Source organism: Arthrobacter rhamnosi (genome assembly GCF_054510855.1).
On sequence record NZ_JBTNDT010000006.1, the window covers coordinates 63,952 to 85,736 of the forward strand.

Annotated in this window: 20 protein-coding genes and 1 pseudogene; 11 read left to right on the plus strand and 10 right to left on the minus strand. The window is 69.2% G+C overall.

The window, feature by feature from the left end:
* Window positions 1–158 precede the first annotated feature (158 nt).
* Entirely contained in the window at window positions 159–1,121 is a 963-nt protein-coding gene (rarD, locus tag ACX80I_RS12770; protein ID WP_459345496.1) for an EamA family transporter RarD, read from the plus strand.
* Window positions 1,122–1,168: 47 nt separating this feature from the next.
* Here the strand turns inward: rarD and ACX80I_RS12775 are convergent, their stop codons facing one another.
* The 4 genes from ACX80I_RS12775 to ACX80I_RS12790 all read right to left on the minus strand — a co-directional run bounded on the left by ACX80I_RS12775 (window position 1,169) and on the right by ACX80I_RS12790 (window position 5,833).
* Window positions 1,169–1,684 carry a MarR family winged helix-turn-helix transcriptional regulator gene (locus ACX80I_RS12775; protein WP_459345497.1) on the minus strand — a complete coding sequence of 172 codons (516 nt, stop codon included), beginning with the start codon at window positions 1,682–1,684 and terminating at the stop codon, window positions 1,169–1,171.
* A 284-nt stretch (window positions 1,685–1,968) separates the two neighbouring features.
* Window positions 1,969–3,489 carry an APC family permease gene (locus tag ACX80I_RS12780; protein ID WP_459345498.1) on the minus strand — a complete coding sequence of 507 codons (1,521 nt, stop codon included), beginning with the start codon at window positions 3,487–3,489 and terminating at the stop codon, window positions 1,969–1,971.
* Window positions 3,486–4,376, minus strand: coding sequence for a universal stress protein (locus tag ACX80I_RS12785; RefSeq protein ID WP_459345499.1), 891 nt, complete (start codon window positions 4,374–4,376; stop codon window positions 3,486–3,488). Before ACX80I_RS12785 ends, ACX80I_RS12780 begins: the two co-directional genes overlap by 4 nt.
* Before the next feature lie 2 nt (window positions 4,377–4,378).
* Entirely contained in the window at window positions 4,379–5,833 is a 1,455-nt protein-coding gene (locus tag ACX80I_RS12790; protein WP_459345500.1) for a flavin monoamine oxidase family protein, read from the minus strand.
* 86 nt (window positions 5,834–5,919) lie between these two features.
* Here ACX80I_RS12790 and ACX80I_RS12795 point away from each other — a divergent pair, with 86 nt between their 5' ends.
* Entirely contained in the window at window positions 5,920–6,591 is a 672-nt protein-coding gene (locus tag ACX80I_RS12795; protein WP_459345501.1) for a TetR/AcrR family transcriptional regulator, read from the plus strand.
* A gap of 21 nt (window positions 6,592–6,612) precedes the next feature.
* Here ACX80I_RS12795 and ACX80I_RS12800 read toward each other — a convergent pair whose 3' ends face one another.
* Window positions 6,613–7,191: a TetR/AcrR family transcriptional regulator gene (locus ACX80I_RS12800; RefSeq protein ID WP_459345502.1), complete on the minus strand. Its 579-nt coding sequence runs from the start codon at window positions 7,189–7,191 to the stop codon at window positions 6,613–6,615.
* Window positions 7,192–7,462: 271 nt separating this feature from the next.
* On the opposite strand from ACX80I_RS12800, the gene ACX80I_RS12805 reads away from it, so the two are divergent.
* Window positions 7,463–8,062: a GNAT family N-acetyltransferase gene (locus ACX80I_RS12805; protein WP_459345503.1), complete on the plus strand. Its 600-nt coding sequence runs from the start codon at window positions 7,463–7,465 to the stop codon at window positions 8,060–8,062.
* A gap of 59 nt (window positions 8,063–8,121) precedes the next feature.
* Here ACX80I_RS12805 and gabT read toward each other — a convergent pair whose 3' ends face one another.
* Together gabT and ACX80I_RS12815 are read right to left on the minus strand one after the other, a co-directional pair.
* Entirely contained in the window at window positions 8,122–9,507 is a 1,386-nt protein-coding gene (gene gabT, locus ACX80I_RS12810) for a 4-aminobutyrate--2-oxoglutarate transaminase (protein ID WP_459345504.1), read from the minus strand.
* A 26-nt stretch (window positions 9,508–9,533) separates the two neighbouring features.
* A complete protein-coding gene (locus tag ACX80I_RS12815) occupies window positions 9,534–10,964 on the minus strand; it encodes an aminobutyraldehyde dehydrogenase (RefSeq protein WP_459345505.1) in 1,431 nt (476 codons plus the stop codon).
* A gap of 164 nt (window positions 10,965–11,128) precedes the next feature.
* Between ACX80I_RS12815 and ACX80I_RS12820 the strand changes: the two genes are divergently transcribed.
* Window positions 11,129–12,550, plus strand: coding sequence for a PucR family transcriptional regulator (locus ACX80I_RS12820; RefSeq protein ID WP_459345506.1), 1,422 nt, complete (start codon window positions 11,129–11,131; stop codon window positions 12,548–12,550).
* Window positions 12,551–12,826: 276 nt separating this feature from the next.
* Window positions 12,827–13,378, plus strand: a pseudogene (locus ACX80I_RS12825) (GAF domain-containing protein); the annotation flags it as partial.
* A gap of 554 nt (window positions 13,379–13,932) precedes the next feature.
* Here the strand turns inward: ACX80I_RS12825 and ACX80I_RS12830 are convergent.
* Window positions 13,933–15,618, minus strand: a complete 1,686-nt coding sequence (locus ACX80I_RS12830) for a sensor histidine kinase (protein WP_459345507.1) — start codon at window positions 15,616–15,618, stop codon at window positions 13,933–13,935.
* A gap of 231 nt (window positions 15,619–15,849) precedes the next feature.
* On the opposite strand from ACX80I_RS12830, the gene ACX80I_RS12835 reads away from it, so the two are divergent.
* The 3 genes from ACX80I_RS12835 (at window position 15,850) to ACX80I_RS12845 (ending at window position 17,831) form a co-directional block, all read left to right on the plus strand.
* A complete protein-coding gene (locus ACX80I_RS12835; protein ID WP_459345508.1) occupies window positions 15,850–16,950 on the plus strand; it encodes a PP2C family protein-serine/threonine phosphatase in 1,101 nt (366 codons plus the stop codon).
* Between the two features lie 97 nt (window positions 16,951–17,047).
* A complete protein-coding gene (locus ACX80I_RS12840) occupies window positions 17,048–17,380 on the plus strand; it encodes an STAS domain-containing protein (protein WP_301225932.1) in 333 nt (110 codons plus the stop codon).
* Window positions 17,373–17,831: an ATP-binding protein gene (locus ACX80I_RS12845; protein ID WP_459345509.1), complete on the plus strand. Its 459-nt coding sequence runs from the start codon at window positions 17,373–17,375 to the stop codon at window positions 17,829–17,831. The genes ACX80I_RS12840 and ACX80I_RS12845 overlap by 8 nt, the downstream gene beginning before the upstream one ends.
* A gap of 18 nt (window positions 17,832–17,849) precedes the next feature.
* Here ACX80I_RS12845 and ACX80I_RS12850 read toward each other — a convergent pair whose 3' ends face one another.
* Window positions 17,850–18,818, minus strand: a complete 969-nt coding sequence (locus tag ACX80I_RS12850) for an alpha/beta hydrolase (RefSeq protein WP_459345510.1) — start codon at window positions 18,816–18,818, stop codon at window positions 17,850–17,852.
* A gap of 124 nt (window positions 18,819–18,942) precedes the next feature.
* On the opposite strand from ACX80I_RS12850, the gene ACX80I_RS12855 reads away from it, so the two are divergent.
* The 3 genes from ACX80I_RS12855 to ACX80I_RS12865 all read left to right on the plus strand — a co-directional run bounded on the left by ACX80I_RS12855 (window position 18,943) and on the right by ACX80I_RS12865 (window position 20,541).
* Window positions 18,943–19,578, plus strand: coding sequence for a trimeric intracellular cation channel family protein (locus ACX80I_RS12855; protein WP_459345511.1), 636 nt, complete (start codon window positions 18,943–18,945; stop codon window positions 19,576–19,578).
* A 61-nt stretch (window positions 19,579–19,639) separates the two neighbouring features.
* The gene (locus ACX80I_RS12860; RefSeq protein WP_459345512.1) at window positions 19,640–20,065 is read left to right on the plus strand and encodes a hypothetical protein; all 426 of its coding nucleotides are present in this window, start codon (window positions 19,640–19,642) and stop codon (window positions 20,063–20,065) included.
* Window positions 20,065–20,541, plus strand: a complete 477-nt coding sequence (locus ACX80I_RS12865) for an HIT family protein (protein ID WP_459345513.1) — start codon at window positions 20,065–20,067, stop codon at window positions 20,539–20,541. The genes ACX80I_RS12860 and ACX80I_RS12865 overlap by 1 nt, the downstream gene beginning before the upstream one ends.
* Before the next feature lie 150 nt (window positions 20,542–20,691).
* On the opposite strand, the gene ACX80I_RS12870 is transcribed toward ACX80I_RS12865, so the two are convergent.
* Window positions 20,692–21,516, minus strand: a complete 825-nt coding sequence (locus ACX80I_RS12870; RefSeq protein ID WP_459345514.1) for a DUF559 domain-containing protein — start codon at window positions 21,514–21,516, stop codon at window positions 20,692–20,694.
* Between the last annotated feature and the right edge of the window lie 269 nt (window positions 21,517–21,785).

The following is a 21,785-nucleotide window of genomic DNA, read 5'->3' on the forward strand; positions in this document are numbered from 1 at the left end:
TGGTGGATAGCGCGGCGCAGAATAAGCGCACGCTTCCCTATTCTAAATGCCTGCACGCAGCACCGCGGAAATCAGTGGCAGGGATCTCGTCGGCGCACGCGTCTCCCGCGCGCAGGTCGGGAGGGAATAAAGCCCGGTCGGGGCGGGTTCCCGCCCTCGTGACTGGAACAGGCGACAAGACTCAGCGGCCCGCGAGGAGCGAGAACTCGGTAGGCATCCTCTTCGGCATCGGCGCCTACGGGCTCTGGGGTCTGCTGCCGCTGTACTTCCTCGTCCTGGCGCCGGCCGGTCCGATCGAGATCGTCGCCAACCGCGTGCTCTGGTCCCTGCTCTTCTGCGCGCTCCTCCTGACGGTCCTGCGCTCCTGGCGGCCGGTGCTCGACGCCCTGCGCACCCCGCGGATCGTCGGGACGCTCGCGGTCGCGGCGCTCCTGATCGCCGTCAACTGGTTCGTGTACACCTACAGCGTCACCACGGGACAGGCCATCGAGGCCGCCCTGGGCTACTTCATCAATCCCATCGTCTCGGTGCTGCTGGGCGTGATCGTGCTGCGCGAGAAGCTCCGGCCGCTGCAGTGGACGGCGATCGGCATGGGTCTGCTGGCGGTGGTCGTCCTGGCCGTCGGGTACGGGGCCGTGCCCTGGATCGCCCTGTCCCTCGCCTTCTCCTTCGGCCTGTACGGCTTCGCGAAGAAGAAGGTGGGCCCGCGCGTGGACGCCGTGACGAGCCTCAGCATCGAGACGGCGGCCCTGGCGCCGATCGCAGCGGCGGTCATGCTCTGGCTCGGGTCCACCGGTGATGCGACCCTGGTGACCGAAGGGGTGGGTCACTTCTGGATCATGGCCGCATCGGGCGTCATCACCGCCGTCCCGCTGATCTTCTTCGGTGCTGCGGCCCGCCGCCTGCCGCTGACCACCATCGGGCTCCTGCAGTACCTCGCCCCCGTGCTCCAGTTCGTTCTCGCACTCCTGGTCCTCCACGAGGAGATGCCCTTCGAGCGGTGGATCGGCTTCGGCCTCGTCTGGACGGGCCTCATCCTCCTGACCGTCGACATGCTGCGGACCGTCCGCCGTCAGCCACGGCCCGCGAAGACCCCCGAACCGGCCGCGACGGCGGCCTGAGGACGGGCCTCTTCCCGGGCAGTCCTCTGCGTGGTGGCGCCCTCCGGTCAGTCCGGGTGCGGAAGCCGCGCAGACGCGCCGGGCATGGCGCCCTCCGCGCCGAGGTATGCCGCGTTGAAGCGTGACAGCAGGCCGACGAGGTCGACGACGTCGGCCTGGTTCCAGCCCTCGAGCTGCCGGCGGAAGGCCCTGCGCCGGGCCCCGCGTGCACGCTCCACCCTGCGCATGCCTTCCTCGGTCAGTGCCACCGGGTGGGAACGCTCGTCGTCGCCGGTCCTGCGGCGTTCCACGAGGCCCAGCCGCTGCAGCGCCGCCACATGTCCGCTCACTGCGGATTTGCTCATGCCCAGCGTCGCCGCGAGATCGGTGACCCTGCACGCCCGGGCGATGCGCACTGCGGTCAGGACACTGTAGGCGGCCGGTTCCATCCCGGGGTCGATCTCGCGGGCGAGGACACGGCACACCAGTTGCTCGCTGCGGCACATCGCGGCCGCCTTCTCCTCGACCGCGTCGAGCGCGGCGCGGCGGGAATCGCTTCCTGCCCGTTCATCGCGTCCTTCCATGGCCGAATAGTAGGCATGCGCGGGGGCATCGGCACCCTATTGTGACGGCATTACCCGCCCTGATGACTGCGGGAGAGCGACGCGGCAGGCCGGTGCCGGCGCCGGTCACGATCAGCCCCCCTCGTCGGCCACCTGGGCAGTCCCCCCGCGGACACGGGGACGGCACGGTCGGGGGCGCCGCGGAGTCGATCCATTCCTCCGCAGCGCCTCCGGCCGTGCCGCCCCGTCCAGCTGTTCCGGCCAGCTGTTCCGGCCAGCTGTTCCGGTCCGTTGTTCCCAGTCCGTTACTCCGCGGGGGCGGTCCCCTGGGTGATCACTTCCTGGCGGAAGAAGGCCGGATTGATCCGTGCCCACACCAGCATCAGCACCACTCCGAGCAGGATGACCCCGATGCCGAGGATGAACACCATGCCGATACCGAACAGCTCCGACCCGGAACCGTACTCGGGGTCCATGGAGTCGACGGCCGTCTTGAAGAACATGACCAGCAGGATCACGCCGCCGAGCAGCGGTGCCAGGAACCGGAAGAACATGTGGCGGATGCTCGAGAACGCCTGCGCCCGGAAGTACCAGACGCACGCCAGGGCGGTGATGCCGTAGTAGAAGCAGATCATCAGGCCGAGGGCCGTGATGGTGTCCCAGAGGGCGTTCTCGGAGACCAGCCGGGTGAACACGTAGAAACCGGCGGCGGCGAGGGCGGCGGCGACGGTCGCGAAGCTCGGCGACTTGTGCTGGGGGCTGATCCGCCCGTAGCCCTCGGGCAGGGCCTTGTAGTGGCCCATCGCCAGCAGCGTGCGCGCCGGGGAGACAAACGTGGACTGCAGGGACGCGGCCGAGGAGCTGAGCACGGCCATGGACATGAGGATGGCGAAGGGGCCCATGACGGGACCTGCGAGGGTCGCGAAGATGCTCTCCTGGTTGTCCGGGTTGCCCGCCCCCAGTTCGCCCTCGCCCACGCCTGCGAAGGCGAGGGTCGCGAGCGCGACCGTGAGGTAGATGACGACGATGACGAAGACGGTCAGTGCGCCCGCGCGGCCCGGTGTCTTCTTCGGGTTGGTGGTCTCCTCGCTCATCGTGAGGGTCACGTCCCATCCCCAGTAGATGAAGATCGAGAGCGAGACGCCTGCGGCGAAGGCGGAGAAGGATCCGACGGCGAACGGGTTGAACCACTCCGCACTGATGGGCGTCGCGTCGAAGGCGGTGCCGTCGGCGACGTGGAGGAAGGCTGCGATGGCGAACCAGGCGAGGACCACGAGCTGGAAGGTGACGAGCACGTACTGGACCGTCTTGGTGGCCTCCATCCCGCGGTACGAGACATAGCAGGCGAGCGCGATGAACACGAGTGTCGTTGCGATGTTCACCGGCAGGTTCAGCGTGAGGTCCGCGATGGCGGGGTCATCCAGCAGCTGGGCGAGCATCAGGTAGAAGAAGTCCACCGCGACGGCGGCGAGGTTGGACAGCACGATCACGGTGGCGGCGACACTCGCCCAGCCGCTGATCCAGCCGATCCAGGGCCCGAAGGCCCGCGTGGCCCAGGTGAAGGACGTCCCGGAGTCCGGCATGGAGTTGTTCAGCTCGCGGTAGCCGAGGGCCACGAGCAGCATGGGGATGAAGCCCACCAGAAAGATGGCCGGGAGGTTGACCCCCACTTCGGCAACGGTAGGGCCGAGGGCTGCGGTCAGGGTGTAGGCGGGGGCCACGGAGGACACTCCGATCACGACGGCGCCCAGCAGGCCTACGGTCCCGGAGTCCAGGCCCTTGCTGCTGAGTCCTGTTCCCCTTTGTGTTGTCTCGTCGATACTCATGCGTCCGCCTCTGTGGGTAAGGCGCCCGGTCCGGAAGTGGTGCCGGGCGTTGCGTACGTACGCGGGACGACGACCATGGGGATGGTCAGCGTACGTAGGATCTTGTTGGCCGTGGAGCCGAGGAAGATGCGCATGTGCTGCGCGAGGCGGCTCGATCCGACGAGCAGCACCTCCCCCTCGTCCCAGGCGAGGGCCTCGATGGCCTCCTCGACGGAGGCGCCTCGCGCGGTCTCGACGCTGACGCGTCCACCTGCCGCCAGGGACGACGCCGCCTCCGCGAGCCGCCGGTTCGCCTCGTCCTCCGCCCCGATGGAGTCCGGCCCGGCGTCGAGCGAGACGAGGGACACGAGCCGCAGGGGCAGCCCGCGGCGGCGGGCCGAGGAGACGGCGATGGAGATGACGTCGTCGGCGCCCGCCCTCCGCCCGACGGCGCAGGTGAGGCGGGTGGCGGGATCGGTGCGCCGGTAGGACCGGGGGGCCAGGGCCACCGGCACCGGGGACGCGTGCAGGAGGCTGCGCGCCACATTGCCGACATTGAACCGCGTGGCGAGCCCGCGTGAACTCGCGCCGATCACGATCAGGGACGCCTCGGTGTCCTCGGCCGCCTGGATGAGGCCCTCCGCGTTCGATTCGGCCCGAACGACCACGCCGCGTGCGGAAACGTCGTCGGGCACGAGGGCGAGCCCCTGGTCCATCCACTCCCGCATCTGCTCGGACAGGAGGCTGTCGAAGCCCTTGCCCGGCGGGTAGGCCCCGGCGTAGGGCGAGTGCTCGGGCGTGACGAGGACGAGGTCCAGGGTGGCGTCCTGCCGGCGCGCCAGGGCGACGGCCAGGCAGACGGCGTCGTGCCCGCGCTCGTCCGCCGTATAGCCGACGATGTAGCGCACCGTCAGGATTCCCGGCCGGACGCCGCGGGCTGCAGTCCGGTGGCGAGCGCACGGTGGATGGCCGCGGCGGTGCGCTGCCCCATCCGGATGGCGCCGTCGACGTGCTGGTAGCCCTCGGCCGCGATGTCCGAGCAGGACCAGTAGATCGGTCCGACCGGCGTGCGCTGGTCGCGTCCGTAGCGGTGCAGGCTGCCGAGGTCGTAACTCGACGCGTATGCGCCGCGCGTCCACTCCTCCGAGGCCCAGTCGGACTCGTAGTACACCTCGGGTTCGAGCGCCTGTGGGCCGAGGAAGCCGGCGATCGAGGCGAGGATCCGTTCACGGCGCTCGTGCGGGGCGAGTTCGAACATCGCGTCGGCCTTCTCGTCCGAGACGAAGCCGACCAGGGTGCCGCGCGGGTCCTCGTGGTTGGTGTTGTCGTAGACCTCCTGGACGATCGAGTCGGCGCTGAACCCGGTTCCGGAGAGGCCTTCCTCGCGCCAGAACGGCGTGGCGTAGACGGCATGCACCTTGATCACGAGCCCCAGCGACTGGTGCTGGTGCATCTGGTGCTGCCGGCGCGGCAGCGGCGGCTCGTAGCTGATGCGCGAGTAGAGGTTGGGCGGAACGGCGACGACGGCGTACCGCGCGTTGACCGTCGCCGTGTCCGAGACCACCGTCACCCCGTCGCGCCCGTCCATGCCGCTCCACCGGAGGGTGCGGACCGGGCTCGAGAGGATCACGTCCTCCCCCAGTTCCGCGGCCATGCGCTCGGACACGGACTGCATGCCGCCGATGACCCGCTTGTCGAGGATGAAGTCCTCGTCCACGAGGTTCGAGAACGAGCCTGCGGTCGCTGCCATGAGGATCGCCTGCAGCGTGGAGAAGGAGTGGGCGGGCTTGGTCAGCATGCCGCCGGCGATGAACAGGCCGATGTTGTTGCAGGCCTCCTCGTCGTCCGACTGCTGCCGCAGCCAGTGGTGGAAGGAGATGGTATCGAGGGCGCGGGCGTCGGGGTGGTTCCAGGGCGCTTCGGGTCCCGCCTCCGCCACGAGACGGTCCAGGAGGGTGATGAGGCGCTCCATCTCCTCCCGTGTGTAGTCGCTGACGGGGAACATCTCCCCGGTGTAGCGGACCGGTCTCCCGTCAGGGCCGATGTAGACGGAGTCGCCCTCGCGGTAGCGGGAGAACGTCCCGAGGCCCAGTTCGTCGAGGAGCCCGATGAGGGCGGTCTGGTCCGGGGAGACCCACTGGCCCCCGACCTCGACGACGGCGCCGTCGATGACGTCGGTGTGCGTCCTTCCGCCCACCCGGTCCCGTGCCTCGACGACGGCGACCGTATGGCCGGCCTTCCTCAGTTCCCGTGCGGCGGTGAGGCCGGACGGCCCCGCTCCGATGACGACGACGTCGCGCTCGATGATCTTCACGTGTTCCTCCCGGGCCTGCATGACGCAGGCCACTAAATGAATGGCGTTCATTATTTCGCCCTACTATAGCCATGGGTGCCGTCGGAGGGAAGGGCGCGCCCGTAGAGTTAACGCCACCGCAACAGGGAGCAGGATCCATGACCGCAGCTTCATCGGCACCCCGGCGAGCGGGGCGGCCTCCACGCAGCGTCCTGTCGAGGGACCGCATCACCGCGGCGGCCCTCGACCTCATCGCCGCCGAGGGCTACGAGGGGCTGACCATGTCGGCCCTCGCCCGCCGGCTGCGCGTGGCACCCTCGGCCCTCTACAACCACGCCGAGTCGAAGCAGGAAGTGCTCCGGTGGGTGCAGGACCACGTCATGACCATGGTGGATTTCAGCGCGTTCACCGACGAGCCGTGGGACGAGGCCGTCCGGCAGTGGGCCTGGTCCTACCGGGAGGTCTTCGCGCGACACGCACCCCTGATCCCCGTCATCGCCGTCCTGCCCGTGACGGATGCCGCCGAGACCCTGCGCATGTACGAGGAGGTGGCCCAGGGCTTCCTGCGGGCGGGCTGGCCGGAGGACCGGATCGTCCCGGCGATCGTGGCCCTGGAGTCCTTCATCTATGGCTCGGCGCTCGACGTCGCCGCACCCGGCGACATCTTCGACTCGGGCACCCTCGCCCACCAGTTCCCCGTCTTCACCGCCGCCGTGCGCCGAGCCACCGACTCTACAGGCCCCGAAGGCGCTGCCGACGCCGCCTTCCGCACAGGGCTCGACGGCATGATCGCCGGCCTGCGCCAGCAGCTGGCGGCCTATTCGTCCTGAGGCGCTAGTCGCCCTGAGTTTCTAGTCGTCCTGGCGCGCGGGACGGACGAGCTGTCCCATCCGGTACGCCGTGGAGTGCAGCACGTCGGAGAACATGCCGCTGTCGCTGTCGAGCCAGTCGGCCAGCGCGATCCCGAACACCAGGACGCCGTAGTGCGCCACCAGGCGTGCCTCACGTCCGCCCACGCCCTGCCCCGCGAGCGCCTCGGTGATGACTCCTGCGAGGAGGTGGTTCTTCAGCAGCTCGCGTTCGCGCAGGCCCTGGTCCGAGCCGATGATGGCGCGGCGGGCCTGCAGCGCCGGCCTCCAGCCCTCGAACGGCCCGGCTGCCATCGCCTCGAACCCGTGCATCACGATGCCGAGCGGTGGCAGGAATGCGGGAGCGCCGGCCACGAGGGGCGCGAGGACGGCGGGGAGTTCCCGCTCCAGCAGGAAGAGCACCTCGCGCTTGTCCGGGAAGTGCCGGAAGAACGTGCGGGTGGTGAGACCTGCGCGGGCGGCGATCTCGGGTACGGAGGTCGCCGCGAAGCCCTGCTCGGCGAAGAGCTCGAGTGCCGCGCGTTCGAGGCGCAGCGCTGCATTCGGTGCCCATCGACTCATGCGCCTACCCTAATCGATGACATAGCATGTCATCGTGACAGAGCGAAGACACGCTGTGTCATCGCTCGACGCTCGAAGGCCTGAAGGGACGGAATCGACGGGCTGCGGACGACCGACAAGCGGAAGGCGGCTCGCCCCGGATGTCGGGGTCAGACCTCGTGAGCCTGCTGATTGCTAGAAGAACTAGCTTTACGGATGCCGAGATAGCTGTTACGGTCTGAGGACGGTCAAGCAACGGCCTACCCCTTTTGTCGATCATTCGAGGTTCGTCATGTCTGTTGCCCCTCTCTCCCCAGCCCCCTCGCAGCACGCGGAGTACGGCTCCCGGAGCGCCTGGTCGGACCTGGACGCTGTGGACTTCGCCCCTGCGCCGGACTCGCCCGCCGCCCTCGGCCCGGTGATTCCTGATGTCCCCCACGACCTGTCCGCCGTATCCACCCGCGAGCTCCGCGTCCTGTGCAACCAGTTGTACCGCGTGCTGGACACCGATTTCCCACCCTTCGGCCTGCAGGAAGACTACGAAGCCGTAGTCGAGACCCTTGCCGACCGCGAGGCCCGGGCGGCCGAACGCTCCGAGAGCGAGAAGCTGCGCGAGAAGTTCCGCGACAATCCCGTGGGCTCGCGCTTCGAGCTCTTCCACGACGGCACCATGGTGGGCTACGTGAAGTACGACATGCGGGCGGGACGCATCCGCCTGCTGGAGACCGTCGTCGGTCCCGACCACCGCGGCTCCGGTCTGGAGCCCGTCCTCGTGCGGGAGGCCCTGCTGAACGCCCACCGCCGCCGCCTCGCACCGATCCCTTACTGCAGGCACGCACAGGCCTTCCTGGCCGAGAACCCGCAGTTCCGGGCGCTCATCCCGGTGGGCTGACAGCCCTGCGACACAAGAAGGCCCGCAGCATCGCTGCGGGCCTTCTTCGTGCTCGGTGGTCAGCCGGCGTTCACCGTGCGGATAGCGTTCGTCAGCACGTCGAGGCCGTCGGCCAGCAGCTCGTCGGTGATGACGAGCGGCGGCAGCAGGCGGACGACGTTGCCGTACGTTCCACAGGTGAGGATGATGACGCCCTCCCGCAGGCACAGTGCCGCGATCGCCTTGGTGGCGTCGGCGTTGGGCGCTTTGCTCCCTGATTCCACGAACTCGATCGCGAGCATCCCGCCGCGGCCCCGGAGCTCACCGACGATACTGGCGTCTCCCAGCTCGGACTGCAGGGCGGCGAAACGCTCCGTGACCTGGGCCTCGATGTGCCGGGCCCGGCCTGCGAGGTCCTGTTCCTTCATGGAGGAGATCGCACCCAGCGCGGCGGCGCACGCCACAGGGTTGCCGCCGTAGGTACCGCCGAGGCCGCCGGCGTGGACGGAGTCGAGCAGGTCCGCGCGGCCCGTGATGGCCGAGAGCGGCAAGCCGCCGGCAATGCCCTTCGCCATCGTGATGATGTCCGGCACCACGCCCTCGTGGTTCACAGCGAACCACTCGCCGGTGCGGCAGAAGCCCGACTGGACCTCGTCGGCGATGAAGACGACGCCGTTGGCCTTGGCCCACTCGGCCAGGGCCGGGAGGAAGCCGTCGGCGGGGACGATGAAGCCGCCCTCACCCTGCACGGGCTCGATGATGATCGCGGCGACCGACGAGGCGCCGATCTGCTTCTCGATCATCGTGATGGCGCGCTGCGCCGCCTCGGGCCCCGTGATCGCGGGGTTCTCCTCGCGGAACGGGTAGCTCATCGGCACGCGGTAGATCTCGGGGGCGAACGGACCGAAGTTGGTCTTGTAGGGCATGGCCTTGGCCGTCAGTGCCATCGTCAGGTTGGTGCGGCCGTGGTATGCGTGGTCGAACGCGACGACGGCATCCCTGCCGGTGGCCAGGCGTGCCACCTTGACCGCGTTCTCCACGGCCTCGGCGCCCGAGTTGAACAGGACGGTGCGCTTCTCGAAGTCGCCCGGGGTCAGCTCGTTGAGCTGCTCGGCGACCGCGATGTAGCCCTCGTAGGGCGTGACCATGAAGCAGGTGTGGGTGAAGTGCTCGGCCTGCTCCTTCACGGCGCCGACGACGGCGGGATCGGAGGCTCCGACGGTCGTCACGGCGATGCCCGAGCCGAAGTCGATGAAGGAGTTGCCGTCGACGTCGTGGATCACGCCGCCGTCGGCATCCGCGACGTAGACGGGGACGGTCGAGGCGACACCCTTGGCGACGACGGCGGCGCGCCGGGCGGCGAGTTCCGTGGACCTGGGGCCCGGGAAGTCGCCGGTGATGCGGCGCTTCTGCTCGAGCCGGAAGCTCGGCGCGACCGCGCCGGAGGGAGTTGCGTACGTTGTCATGGGAGTTCCTTATCTAGACGGGACGATCAGACGTCCAGCACGCTCATGACGTGCTTGATGCGGGTGTAGTCCTCCACGCCGTACATGGAGAGGTCCTTGCCGTAGCCGGAGTGCTTGAAGCCGCCGTGCGGCATCTCGGCGGTGAGCATGATGTGCGTATTGATCCACACGGCGCCGAAATCGAGGTCGCGGGAGACGCGCATCGCGGTTCCGTGGTTCGAGGTCCAGACGCTGGAGGCGAGGGCGTAGTCCACGCCGTTGGCGAGTTCGACCGCTTCCTCCTCCGTGGTGAACGTCTGGACGGTGAGGATCGGCCCGAAGGTCTCCTGCTGCACCACGGGATCATCCTGGCGGGCGCCGGTGATGATGGTGGGTTCGAAGAAGTAACCCTTGGTCCCCGCGCGCTTGCCGCCGGTCGCGATGCTGCAGTGGGCGGGCAGCGCGTCGACGACCGCGTTGACGGCGTTGAAGTGGTTGATGTTGTTGAGCGGCCCGAAGTAATTCTCGGAGTCGTCCTCACTGCCCGTCTTCAGGGTGGCGGTGTGGGCGACCATGGCGGCGACGAGGTCGTCGTGCGCCTCCTCCTGCACGAGCACGCGGGTGATGGCGGTGCAGTCCTGGCCGGCGTTGAAGAAGGCGAATTCCGTGATCGCCTCGGCGGTCTTCGTGAGGTCCGCGTCGGCGAAGACGATGGCGGGCGCCTTGCCGCCCAGCTCCAGGTGTGCCCGCTTCAGGTCCTTGGCCGCGGCGGTCGCGACGGCGATCCCGGCGCGCACGGATCCGGTGATCGACACGAGACCGGGCACGGGGTGCTCGATCATCGCAGCGCCGGTCTCGCCCGTGCCGAGCACCACGTTCAGGACGCCGTCGGGCAGGATGCCCTGGGTGAGGCGTGCCAGCACGAGGGTGGACTCGGGCGTGGTGTCGCTGGGCTTGAGCACGACGGTGTTCCCGGCGGCGAGCGCGGGGCCGATCTTCCAGATGGCCATGAGGAACGGGTAGTTCCACGGGGCCACCTGAGCGACGACACCGATGGGCTCCCGGCGCACGAACGACGTGTGGCCCTCGAGGTACTCGCCCGCGGACTTGCCCTCGAGGATGCGCGCGGCGCCGGCGAAGAACCGCAGCTGGTCGGCTCCTGCGGCTACCTCCTCGGCCGCGATCATCTCGCGCACCTGGCCCGTGTTCCGGTGCTGCGCCTCGACGAGCTCATCACTCGCGGCCTCGACGGCGTCGGCGAGCCGGAGCAGCAGGAGCTGGCGCTGGCTGGGCGTGGTCCGCTTCCAGGTGGTGAAGGCGCGTGCCGCGGCCTGCATGGCGTCATCGACGTCCGCGGGGGTGGAGACCGGTGACTGGGCCACCACTTCTCCGTTGGTCGGGTTGACGATGTCCAGGAGTTCGGTCCCGGCCGGCGTCACGAACACGCCGTCGATGTAGTTCTGAAGGGTCTCAGCCACGCTGCAGTGCCTTTCACGAGGTGGAGTCCGCGGGCAATCCGGATACGACCGGCCGCAGGTATCGAGACGACGGTACCGGGAGGAGGTAACCTCCGCCACGTGTATCTGCACAGCAGATACTGGAAGGGCCCGTGCAAAGGCACAGCCGCACGTAAGCTGGCTCCATGGCCATCACCTTTCCCGACCTCCTCTCCGATCCCGCACTCGGACTCGTCGCGGAGGGTCGTTCCGAGGCCCCGGCCTCCTCCATCCAGTGGGTCGCGGTGACGGAACTCGAGGACCCCCGGCCTTTCCTCAACGGCGCGGAGGTGGTCCTCACCACCGGTGTCCGGCTCAAGACGGGAGCCGCGCAACGCGCCTTCGTGCAGCGGGTGCACGAGGCGGGAGCGCTGGCCCTCGGCTTCGGCGTCGGCCTCACCCACCGGAGGATCCCGCCGGCCGTGCTGGCGGAGGCGGACGACGTCGGCCTGCCCGCCTTCCGTGTCCCCTACGAGACCCCCTTCATTGCCATCGGCAAGAAGGTGGCCGACGCCCTGTCGGCGGACCACTACGCGGGCCTCGAAAACCTTCTGGAGGGGCACGCCGTCCTCGCATCGGCGCTGCTCGGGGCAGGAGGCCTCGGCTCCCTCCTCGGCGAACTCGCCGGGATGCTCGGCACCGACGTGGCCCTCTTCCAGTACGGTGCGCGCATCGCGGGTGCCCCGGACCCTTCCCGGGCGCGCGTCGATCCCCCCGAGTGGCACCGGCTCCCGATCGCCACGGGACTCAAGGACCGGTGCACCCTCGCCATCGCGGAACCCTACGGGCATGCGGCGATCGTCGACTACGCGCAGAGCCTGATCTCGGTCGAGCTTACCAACCAGGCCAGGAACCGCACCGGAGCGCGGACCGCGGCCGGCCAGTTGCTGGAGGACGTGGTGCGCGGCACCCTCGCCGGGGCGGAAGCCGCAGCCAGGCTCGCCAGTTCGGGCATCGACACCTCGTCCCGGCACAGCGTGCTGATCGTCGACGTCGCGTCGGGGCAGCGCCGTGCGCTGCGGACGCTCCCCCTGCCCGACGGCTGGAACAGTGCCGCCGCCGCACTCGTGGACGAGCGGCTCGTCCTCGTCCTCCCGGCGGGCGCAGCACCCGAGCCGGCGGACCTGAGCCGGTACCTGCACGGTGCCGGGCTCACCTCGCGCATCGGCGTCGGCGGGACCTACGCCCAGCCGAACGGGCTGCGCTGGAGCTACTTCGAGGCACGCGAGGCGCTGCAGCGCGGCCAGTCCGTGAACCTCGCGGACCGGCTGAGCATCACCTCCCTGCTCATGTCGAGCGCCGACGTACCCCTCGCCGACCTCGCCGGCGAGACCCTGAAACCCCTCGAGGCCTTCGACGAGGCGCACGGCGCGGGCCTCCTGGCCACCCTCCAGCGCTACCTCGACCTCGACGGCTCGGTCGCCGCCGTCGCCGCCGACCTGGACCTGCACCGCAACACCATCCGCTACCGGCTGCAGCAGGTCGTCACACTGACCGGGTACGACCCGGCGGTCACTGCGGACCGCGTCCACCTGTACCTCGCCCTCCGCGTGCGCGCACTGGGCTGACGCACCCGTCCGCACCATTCGCGCGAGGCGGCACCGGCGGGTGACGCCCCGTGTAATAGTTGGACCTACCTACACCGGTCTCAAAGTTCTTCGGGGGTATACATGCCAGTGCTTCATGTCGACGAGTGGGACCTGGAGGAGCTCGCCCGCCAGACGGCCCTGCAGGACTACCGGCTTCCCTACGGCGAGACCGACGGCCTCCCCGGGAACGAGGGCGACTACGAGACTCCCCCGGAGCTCCTCAACCTCGTGAAGCTCGCCGTCCGGGTCAGCGGTATGGACGCGGGCGTCATCAACATCATCACCGCTGACCAGCAGCACCAGATCGCCGCCGTGGGCGTGAACGCAGGAGTCTGCTCCCGGGAGGACTCGATGTGCTCGAAGGTCTTCCGGTCCGGCTCCATCACGGCGCTCGCCGACGCGTCCCTCGACCCGCGCTTCGCCGACAACCCCTTCGTCAACGGCCGCATCGCGGACGTGCGGTCGTACGCGTCCGTGCCACTCATCACCGGGAGCGGGTACGCGCTCGGCACCCTCTGCGTCTTCTCCCTCCGCGCGATCGGCTTCGGACCCGACCAACGGGAGGGACTCGAGATCCTCGCCCGGCAGGTGGTCGAGGTCCTCGAACTGCAGCTCACGACGCGCCAGCTCGTCGAAGCCCTCGAGGTGGTGCGCCGCAGCAACGAAGACCTCGCGGGCTTCGCCGCGCGGGTCAGCCACGACCTGAAGAACCCCTTGACGGCGATCCTGGGCTACACCGAACTCAGCGAACAGGACGACGACGTCGAACCCTCGGGACCCGCGGCGCGCTACTTCAGCATCATCCGCGGCAGTGCCAGCCGGATGCTCTCCACCGTCGAGGAGGTCCTCGAATTCTCCCGGATCGGCGGGACGATCAGCCGCCGGACGGTCTGCCTGGGCACGATGATGAACGCCGTCCTTCAGGACGTCCTGCCGCTCAGCAGCGCCTACGACGCCGTCGTGACTGTCCAGGACACGCAGCTGTCGGTGGATCAGGCGCAGGTCACCGCACTCCTGCAGAACCTCGTCTCCAACGCCATCAAGTACTCGGCGGAGGGCCGGCCCCCCCCGGATCGAGGTCCTCGCGAGCACCGGCGAGACACAGGTGCTGCGCGTCATCGACCACGGCAGGGGCATCCCCGCGGAGGACCGGACCAGGGCGCTGGAGCCGCTCGTGCGCCTGCAGCGCGACGGGGATCCCGCAGGCAGCGGCATCGGCCTCGCGACCTGCACGCGGATCGCGGCGGCGCACGGAGGCTCGATCAGCCTGACGGAGACGCCCGGCGGCGGCACGACCGTGACCGTGGACCTCGGCCCAGCAGGCTGACGCGGGCGCAGTGCGCGTCGGCCTCCTCGGGCCCCTACCGCTCCTGCGGCTGCAGCTGCTGGTTCTGGCCGGCGTACGCGAGCGGAAGACGGAAGGTGAACGTCGAGCCCTCGCCCTCGACGCTCCGGCAGCTGATGGTGCCGCCATGGCGCTCCACGATCGCCTTCGAGATGGCGAGGCCGAGCCCGACCCCGGGGATGGCCGCATTGCGTGCCGCCGAGGTCCGGAAGAACTTCGAGAAGACACCGCGGAGCTCCTCGGTGGACATGCCGCTGCCCTGGTCCGTCACGCTGCACTCCACCTCGCCGTCGACCTCGGCAGCGCGGACGGTCACGCGTCCACCGCCGGGTGAGTACTTGACGGCGTTCGAGAGCAGGTTGTCGAGCACCTGACCGATCCGCGACGCGTCGCACAACGCCACGAGGCCCGGCTCCGTGAAGTCCTCGAAGCGCACCTGCGGGTTGATGTTGCGCTCCCGGGCGTTGGCCACCCGCTGGACGACCAGTTCGGACAGATCCGTGGGAACGGGCGTGATCTCCGGTGAACCCTCGGCCGTCGAGAGCAGGTCCACCACGAGCTTGTGCAGGCGCTCCGAATTACGCGACACCACCTCGAGGCCGGAGGCGACCTCGGGCTGGAGATCGGGCATGCCGGTGAGCAGTTCGAGGTAACCACGGATCGCGGTCAGAGGTGTCCGCAATTCGTGGGACACCGTGGCCACGAACTCGTCCTTCGCGTTCAGTGCGGTGACGAGTTCGGTGACGTCGTTGAACGTCACGACCGAACCCTCCCGGGAGCCGGCCTGGTTCGTCATCAGGCGCGACGACGTCGAGAGCACCCTCTGGTGGGGCCGTTCGCCCCACCAGAGCAGGTAATCGGAGAAGACCTGGCCCTCGGCGGCGCGCCGCGTCGGCCGCCGCGCCTCGGGCATGGCCGACTGGCCGTCCTGCTGGAAGATCTGGAGGTCCGCCTCGGGGGTGTCGCCGGTCCCGCCCGCGAGCGCCCGGAAGTGCTCGAGCTTGCGGTTCGTGAGCACGGGCCGGCCGGCCTCGTCCACGGCCAGCAGCCCGATGTCCACGCTGTTGACCACGGTCTCCAGCAGACGCTCGCGCCGCGCGCTCTCCTCCAGGAGGCCCTGCAGCGCGCGATCCTTCTCCTCCACGACCGCCTGCTGAGCCATCATGCTCGCCGTCATGACACGGATGGTCACGCCGATGGCGAGCATGATGAACGGGAGGAGGAAGGACTGGGTCAGCGACTCCAGGTTGACCGCTGCACCGCCGAAGAAGACGGGCGCCCAGACGATGCCGAGCGAGGCCAGGAAGCCTACCGCGAGGGCTGCGCGCGGGTAGAGCCCGGAGGCCGCCAGCCAGATGACGGGGAACACCGCCAGCAGGCCCACACCGGTGATGACCGTGCCGGCCCCGTGGCGCATGAGTCCGATGGGGATGAAATCGAGGAGCGGGATGACCAGGAAGCTGGCGTGGGGCAGGCGGTCCCAGGGTACGAGCACACACACCGCCAGCAGCACGACCTGCAGTCCCACACCGACCAGGAAGGCCTGGCTCGCCAAAAGGTCCCGGTGGAACAGGAAGCCACCGACGACGATGAGAAGGACTGTCAGGAAGAGCGGCAGCTGGCTCAGGACGACACGCATCCGGAGGGTCAGTTCGTGGAACTGCCTCGTGTTGAGCGTGAGGTGGGAGAGCACCCTGTCCATCGGTCGGCCATCCCCCTTGTCCGTCGTCGAGCCGTCCCGTTCCTGCAGGACGTGCCAGGCGGACCTCCCGCGCCAGTGTCCACAGAATATCGCGGGAGCCCTGCTATTACGGCTGCTGAAAGTGGCGCCCGACCTCAAGATCACATCAAGTTCGGTGCAACAATCCATCGATCAGGGCGACGCTCCGCCCGGCGTCCGGATGATCGTGCGGCGTAGCGTTTAATGAGGACCATGACTGCCGCCCCTGAGATACGCCGTGCACTGGTTGTTGAGGACGACGTAGATATTCGGGGGCTGCTCGTGCAGATCCTGAAGCGTGAGGGCTTCGAGGTGACCGAGGCCGCCACCGCCCGCGAGGGCCTGGAGAAGGCCCGCGCCGGCGCCGACCTCATCACGCTCGACCTCAACCTGCCCGACGGCGACGGCGTGGAGGTCTGCCGTGCCGTCCGCGAGTTCTCCGACGCCTACATCCTGATGATCACGGCCCGTACGGACGAGATCGAGCGCCTGACCGGCCTCGAGACCGGTGCGGACGACTACATCAGCAAGCCCTTCAGCCCGCGTGAGCTCGTCGCACGGATCAACTCCCTCTTCCGCCGCCAGAGCCGCCAGGCGGCGGTCGACGTCGCCAACGCGGACGAGCGCCAGCGCGCGGCCGAGGTCCAGAAGAACCTCCTCCCCCGCGACAACCTGAGGATCGAGGACTACGAGCTCGCCGGGAAGTTCCGGCCGTCGCGCAGTGTCGGGGGTGACTTCTACGACTGGTACCGCACGCCGGACGGACTGCACCTCACCGTCGCGGATGCGATGGGCAAGGGCATGGGTGCTGCGCTGATCGCGGCGACCGTCCGCGCGACCATGCGGTCCGTGGCGCCCCAGCCGAGCATCGAGAGCGCCTTCGCGACGGCGGCGCGCGCGACGGAGGCGGACCTCGAGCAGACCAGCTCGTTCGTCACGCTGTTCCACGGGCGCCTCGATGCCGCCACCGGCGCCGTCGGGTATGTGGACGCCGGCCATGGCCTCGCACTGCACGTCGCGGCCGACGGTGGCGTCACGCGGCTCTCGTCGGGTGGACCACCCGTCGGTGCGTGGCCGGACCAGGTGTGGCCGCCCGGTACGGTCAGCCTCCGGCCCGGCGACTCCCTGGCCATCGTGAGCGACGGCCTGCTGGACATCTATGAGACGGTGGACCAGTTCACGGAGGCGGTAGCGGGCGTCATCACGGCCGCCCCCAGCGCGGAGGACGCCTGCGCGGTCCTGCTGGACATGGCCGACGTGCCCGAGGTGGCCGACGACGTCACCGTCGTCGTGCTCCAGCGCCTGCAGGGTTGACCTGCGCCGGGGAGCGACGCCGCTCCTCCAGGAACACTTCAGGAACACTTCAGGAACACTTCAGGAACGCGGACAGGGATCGGAAGAGGAAGTACAGATGGAATTCACCACGCAGGACAAGGGACGCTACACCGAGGTGTCGGCCAGCGGCCGCCTGAACATGGTCGCGGCGCCCAAGCTGCGCGAGGTCATCGACGAGGTCGTCAGCGGGGGCGGCAAGCGGATTGTCGTCAACCTCGCGGACACCAGCTTCATGGATTCCTCCGGCCTCGGCGCGCTGATCGGCTGCCTCAAGCTCGCCCGGCAGTCGGGCGGGGACCTGCGCATCGCCGCCGTGCAGCCGCAGGTGAACATGGTGCTCGAACTGACCAGCATGCACCGCGTCCTGACGCCGCACGCAACACCCGAGGAAGCCTTCCTCAATGACTGACATCCTGGCCCGGCGCACCCTCGAGAAGCCGGCCGACGAGCAGGCGATCGAGGACCTGCATGGCATCCTGGACCAGCTGTGGCTCGACGCGGCCTTCGTGCCCGCACTCGACCAGATGGCCTTCACCACGGCCGTGATCGAGGCCGCGAGCAACGTGGTGCAGCACGGTGTCCCCGAGGCCGGGTGCGACCTCCTCCTCGGAGTCGACCTCACCGTCGCCACCGGACGCCTCCGTGCGGTCATCAGCGAGATCGGGGCCGCGGCGCTCGACCCGGTGCCCGACCTCGACGGACCACCCCCGGCCTCCGACCCGGACGCACTGCTCGAGGACTACGACGAATCCGGCCGCGGGCTCTCGATGATCCGGGCACTCGTCACCACGGTCACGGTCGAGCGCCAGGGCGATACCAACGTGTGGGTCCTCTCCCGGGACTCCGGCGCAGGGAACTGACCCCTCGGGCCCGTCCTGCTACGGCAGTGGCGGCCGTCCCAGGAACGCCGCGATGTCCGCATAGACCTCCCGGGACTCCGGCAGGCGGGGGAACGCGGGAAAGACGTGGAACGCGCCCGGATAGACCTTCAGAGTGACATCGGCGCCGGCGGCAACCGCCCTGTCCCGGAACACTGTCGCATCCGCCATGCACACGTCGCGGGTGCCCTGGTAGATGCGCGTGACCGGCACCGCGGCCAGCAGATCGCCGGGAGCGCACGCGGGGCTGACCAGCGGTGTCCTGGGATCGTCGCCCCCGGCCCACCACAGTCCTGCCTGCACGCCGCCGCCCACGGAGAGCATCGGGTCGACGGCGTCGTACGTCGGGATGGAGGGATTGGTGGCCGTGACGTCGAGCCACGGGGAGAACGCGACGATGCGGCCGGGCACGGGCAGGCCGGCGTCGCGGAAGGCCCAGGGCTGGGCGATGGCGAGCGCACCGCCGGCGGAATCGCCCATCAGGGTCACGTCGTCCGGCGCCGCGGTGCGCAGCACCTCACGGTAGACGCTCACCAGATAGGGAAAGGCCTCGCGGTAGGTGCTCTCCGGAGCGAGGCGGTACAGGGGCACGGTGACGGCAGCGCCCGTCCGCCTGGTCAGCTCGGCGATGATCCACCAGTGCGGGCGGCTGAGTTCGTTGATGTAGATGCCGCCGTGCGTGTAGATGATGTGCGACCGCGTGCCTCCGCGGAGCGGCCGGACCGTGAGCGTGCGGACACCATCGACCCGCTTCTCCTGGATGCTGTGGGTCTGCCGGAAGGTCCAGGGGATGGCGGCCATCGACGGGTAGGTCCGGCCCGGGTACTTCGAGTTCACCCAGTCGGTGCCGGTCAGGATCCTCTTGGTGGGGAGGAGGCCGATGAGCAGGGACGCGAGGCGCATCGGCCGTGAGCCGTCCTTCGCGCTCGGTTCGACCATCTCCGTGCCTGCTGCGTATCCCCGGGTCATGACCCCAGCCTAGGGGAACCGAAGGCGGCGCCGCCTCTGTCATGCTGGTCAGGGCCCTTCTGCCGCCCGTCGACGAACGGGAGCAGCGCCCCGCCGCACCCGTTCCGGTCCGCCGAAGGAAGACATGGATACCGCTTCACAGATCGCCCTCGCCGCCGACCTCCTCGGCGTCTTCTTCTTCGCGGTCTCCGGCTCCCTGCTGGCCGCGCGCAAGGGCTTCGACATCGTCGGTTCGCTCCTCCTCGCATCGCTCGCATCACTGGGCGGCGGAGTGGCCCGGGACCTCATCATCGACGTTCCGCCGGCGGCCTTCACCACTCCCGCCTACCTGCTGCCTCCGCTCCTCGCCACCGTCCTCGTCTACTTCGTCTTCTCCGGCGTGGAGCGCGTCAAGCGGGTCCTGGTGATCTTCGACGCCGCCGGACTCGCCCTGTTCTGCATCACCGGCACGATCAAGGCACTCGAGGTGGGCCTGAATCCCGTGTCCGCGGTCCTGCTCGGCGTGACCACCGCCGTCGGCGGGGGCCTGCTGCGCGACGTCGTCGCCAACGAGATCCCCCAGCTCTTCGATCCCCGCGACATCTACGCCCTGCCCGCACTACTCGGCGCCGTCGTCGTCACCGCGCTGTACCTCACGGGGACCTTCACGCTCCTCACGGGCACCGTGGCGGCGTCGCTCGTGTTCACCCTGCGTGTCCTCGCCTGGCGCTACGGTTGGCACGCGCCGCTCGCAGCACGGACGGCCAGCGTACGACGGTGACCCGGGCGCGGGGCGCGGCGGCTAGGATGGGAGCATCCCCACCACCACTCCTGGAGTACTCGTGACTGAGCTGTTTGCCGACAAATTCCGCGCCCTCGTGCCCTCGTACTTCGAGGGCGAGTGGGCCGAGGAGGACGGCCTGTCCGACGACGAGCTCGCCCAGATGCTCGAGGGCAAGGACTTCGAACTGCCCCTGGCGCTCCGCGAGTTCTACCGTGCGGTCGGAGCCACCGAGGACATCATGGAGGCCTACCACTTCTTCTGGGATCCCGACGAGCTCGAGATCGAGGACGGCTTCCTCCTGTTCCTCGAGGACGAGGACGAGCAGTTCACGTGGGGCATGAGGGCGGACCAGCTGGACGTGCCGGACCCCATCGTCTGGCGGCGCAACAACGCGCGGGGCGAGTGGCAGAGCGAGGAGGGCACGTTCAGCGAATACGTGCTCGACCTGTTCGAGTGGGTCTTCGAGGAGGACGACGAGGACTGATGGAGTTCGCCCACCACGCCCCCGAGGGCTACCAGTGCCCGTTCTGCGACCTGGCGCGCAACGACTTCAGCAACCCGAAGAACCTGTGCCGCCCCGGCGACGTCATCTACTCCGATGACCTCGTGCTGGCGTTCATCGCGTCCCACGGCTTCGAACCGAACCCCGGCCACGTCCTCATCACCCCGCGCGCGCACGTCGAACTGCTCTACGAACTGCCCGACGACGTCGCTGCCCGCATCATGACCCTCACCCGCGACATCGCGATCGCCATCAAGCGGGCCTGGACCCCCGACGGCGTCTCCACGCGCCAGCACAACGAGCCCGCAGGCAGCCAGCACGTCTGGCACTACCACCAGCACGTGCTCCCGCGCTGGCACGACGACGGCTTCTACTTCACGCCGAAGCGGCCGATCGTCGACCCGGTGATTCGGGCCCGGAAGGCCGACGAGCTGAGGGCTTTCCTCCCCGCGAGGTAGGCCTGCCGCCGTTCCCGCTCCGCCGAGACCCGCTGATGCGGCTTCGTGCATGGGTTCTGGGCAACAAGAGCGTGTCCTACGACGACATGCCGGTTATCAGAGTCAGTTGCCCACTAAAGCCGTGCACGAAGCCGCGCGTGGCCGTCGATGTCAGCGGATCGGCCGGCGCCCGAGGGCCCGGAAGACCATGGCGAGGACTTCCTCGGGCTCGAACATGACGTCCTCGTAGCAGAACCGCAACACCGTGTAGCCGCCGATGACCGTCATGTTGTTCCGCCTGCGGTCGCGCCGGAGTGCCCGCCGGTCGGAGTGGAACGCGGCTCCGTCGATCTCCACGACGAGGCAATCCTCGACCAGGAAGTCCACCCGACCCACGCCCGCTATCCGCACCTGTGAGCGAACACCGAGACCGGCCCCGCGGAGCAGGAGTCGCGTGACGACCTCGATCGCCGATTCCGCGGTGAGGTCGACCAGCGCCAATGCTGCGCGGGCCTTCCCGTTGCGCTTACCAGGCAGCCGCGACTCGAGGAACGCAGCCGTGGTGTCACCGCGTCGAAGGGCACACTCGACCATGGGGACCGACTCGTCGGCAGGGCGGCACTGCAGCACGTGCACGAGCGCATCGGCCACACCGACGAGCGGCAGTTGGGGGTGCGGGGGAACGGTGACGGCGCGATGGTTCATGCAGCCGGCGACCGAGCGGGTCGGCCGGCTGACATGCATGCGGACAGCAGGTCGGGTGCACCACAGCCTGTAGTGGACCGCGGCGGAGACGCAGGTGAGCCGCGCTCCCCCGGCAACCGCCTCGATGAAGTCCGGTGGTGCGTCGGGAAGAGCGAGGACTCCCCGTCGAACGCGGAGAAGCCTGCCGTCGCCGATGTAGCGCTCGATCGCGCGCTCCCCCACCCCTCGCTTCAACAGGTCACCCGTGGAAGCCACACCGCCCGACACCGTGAGAATCTGCTCGATCGTCATGGCCCAACCCAAGAGGCTGCCGCCCGTAAGCACCTCTGGACCCACGGCTATGTGGACAGGCCGAGGGCAGCGGCACGCGCATGTCGCCGGCGACGGCCGTGAGGTGCTGCGACACGGGAGGAAGCGGCGTCGTGCACGCGTTTCATCGTGGAGGAGGCGTGTCGGCACGGGACACGCCGATTATCAAGGACACTTCCGAGGAAAAGCCGTGCGCGACCCCGCAGGAACGACGGCGAGGCCCAGCGTCAGGGGCCGCCACCGAGGGAAAG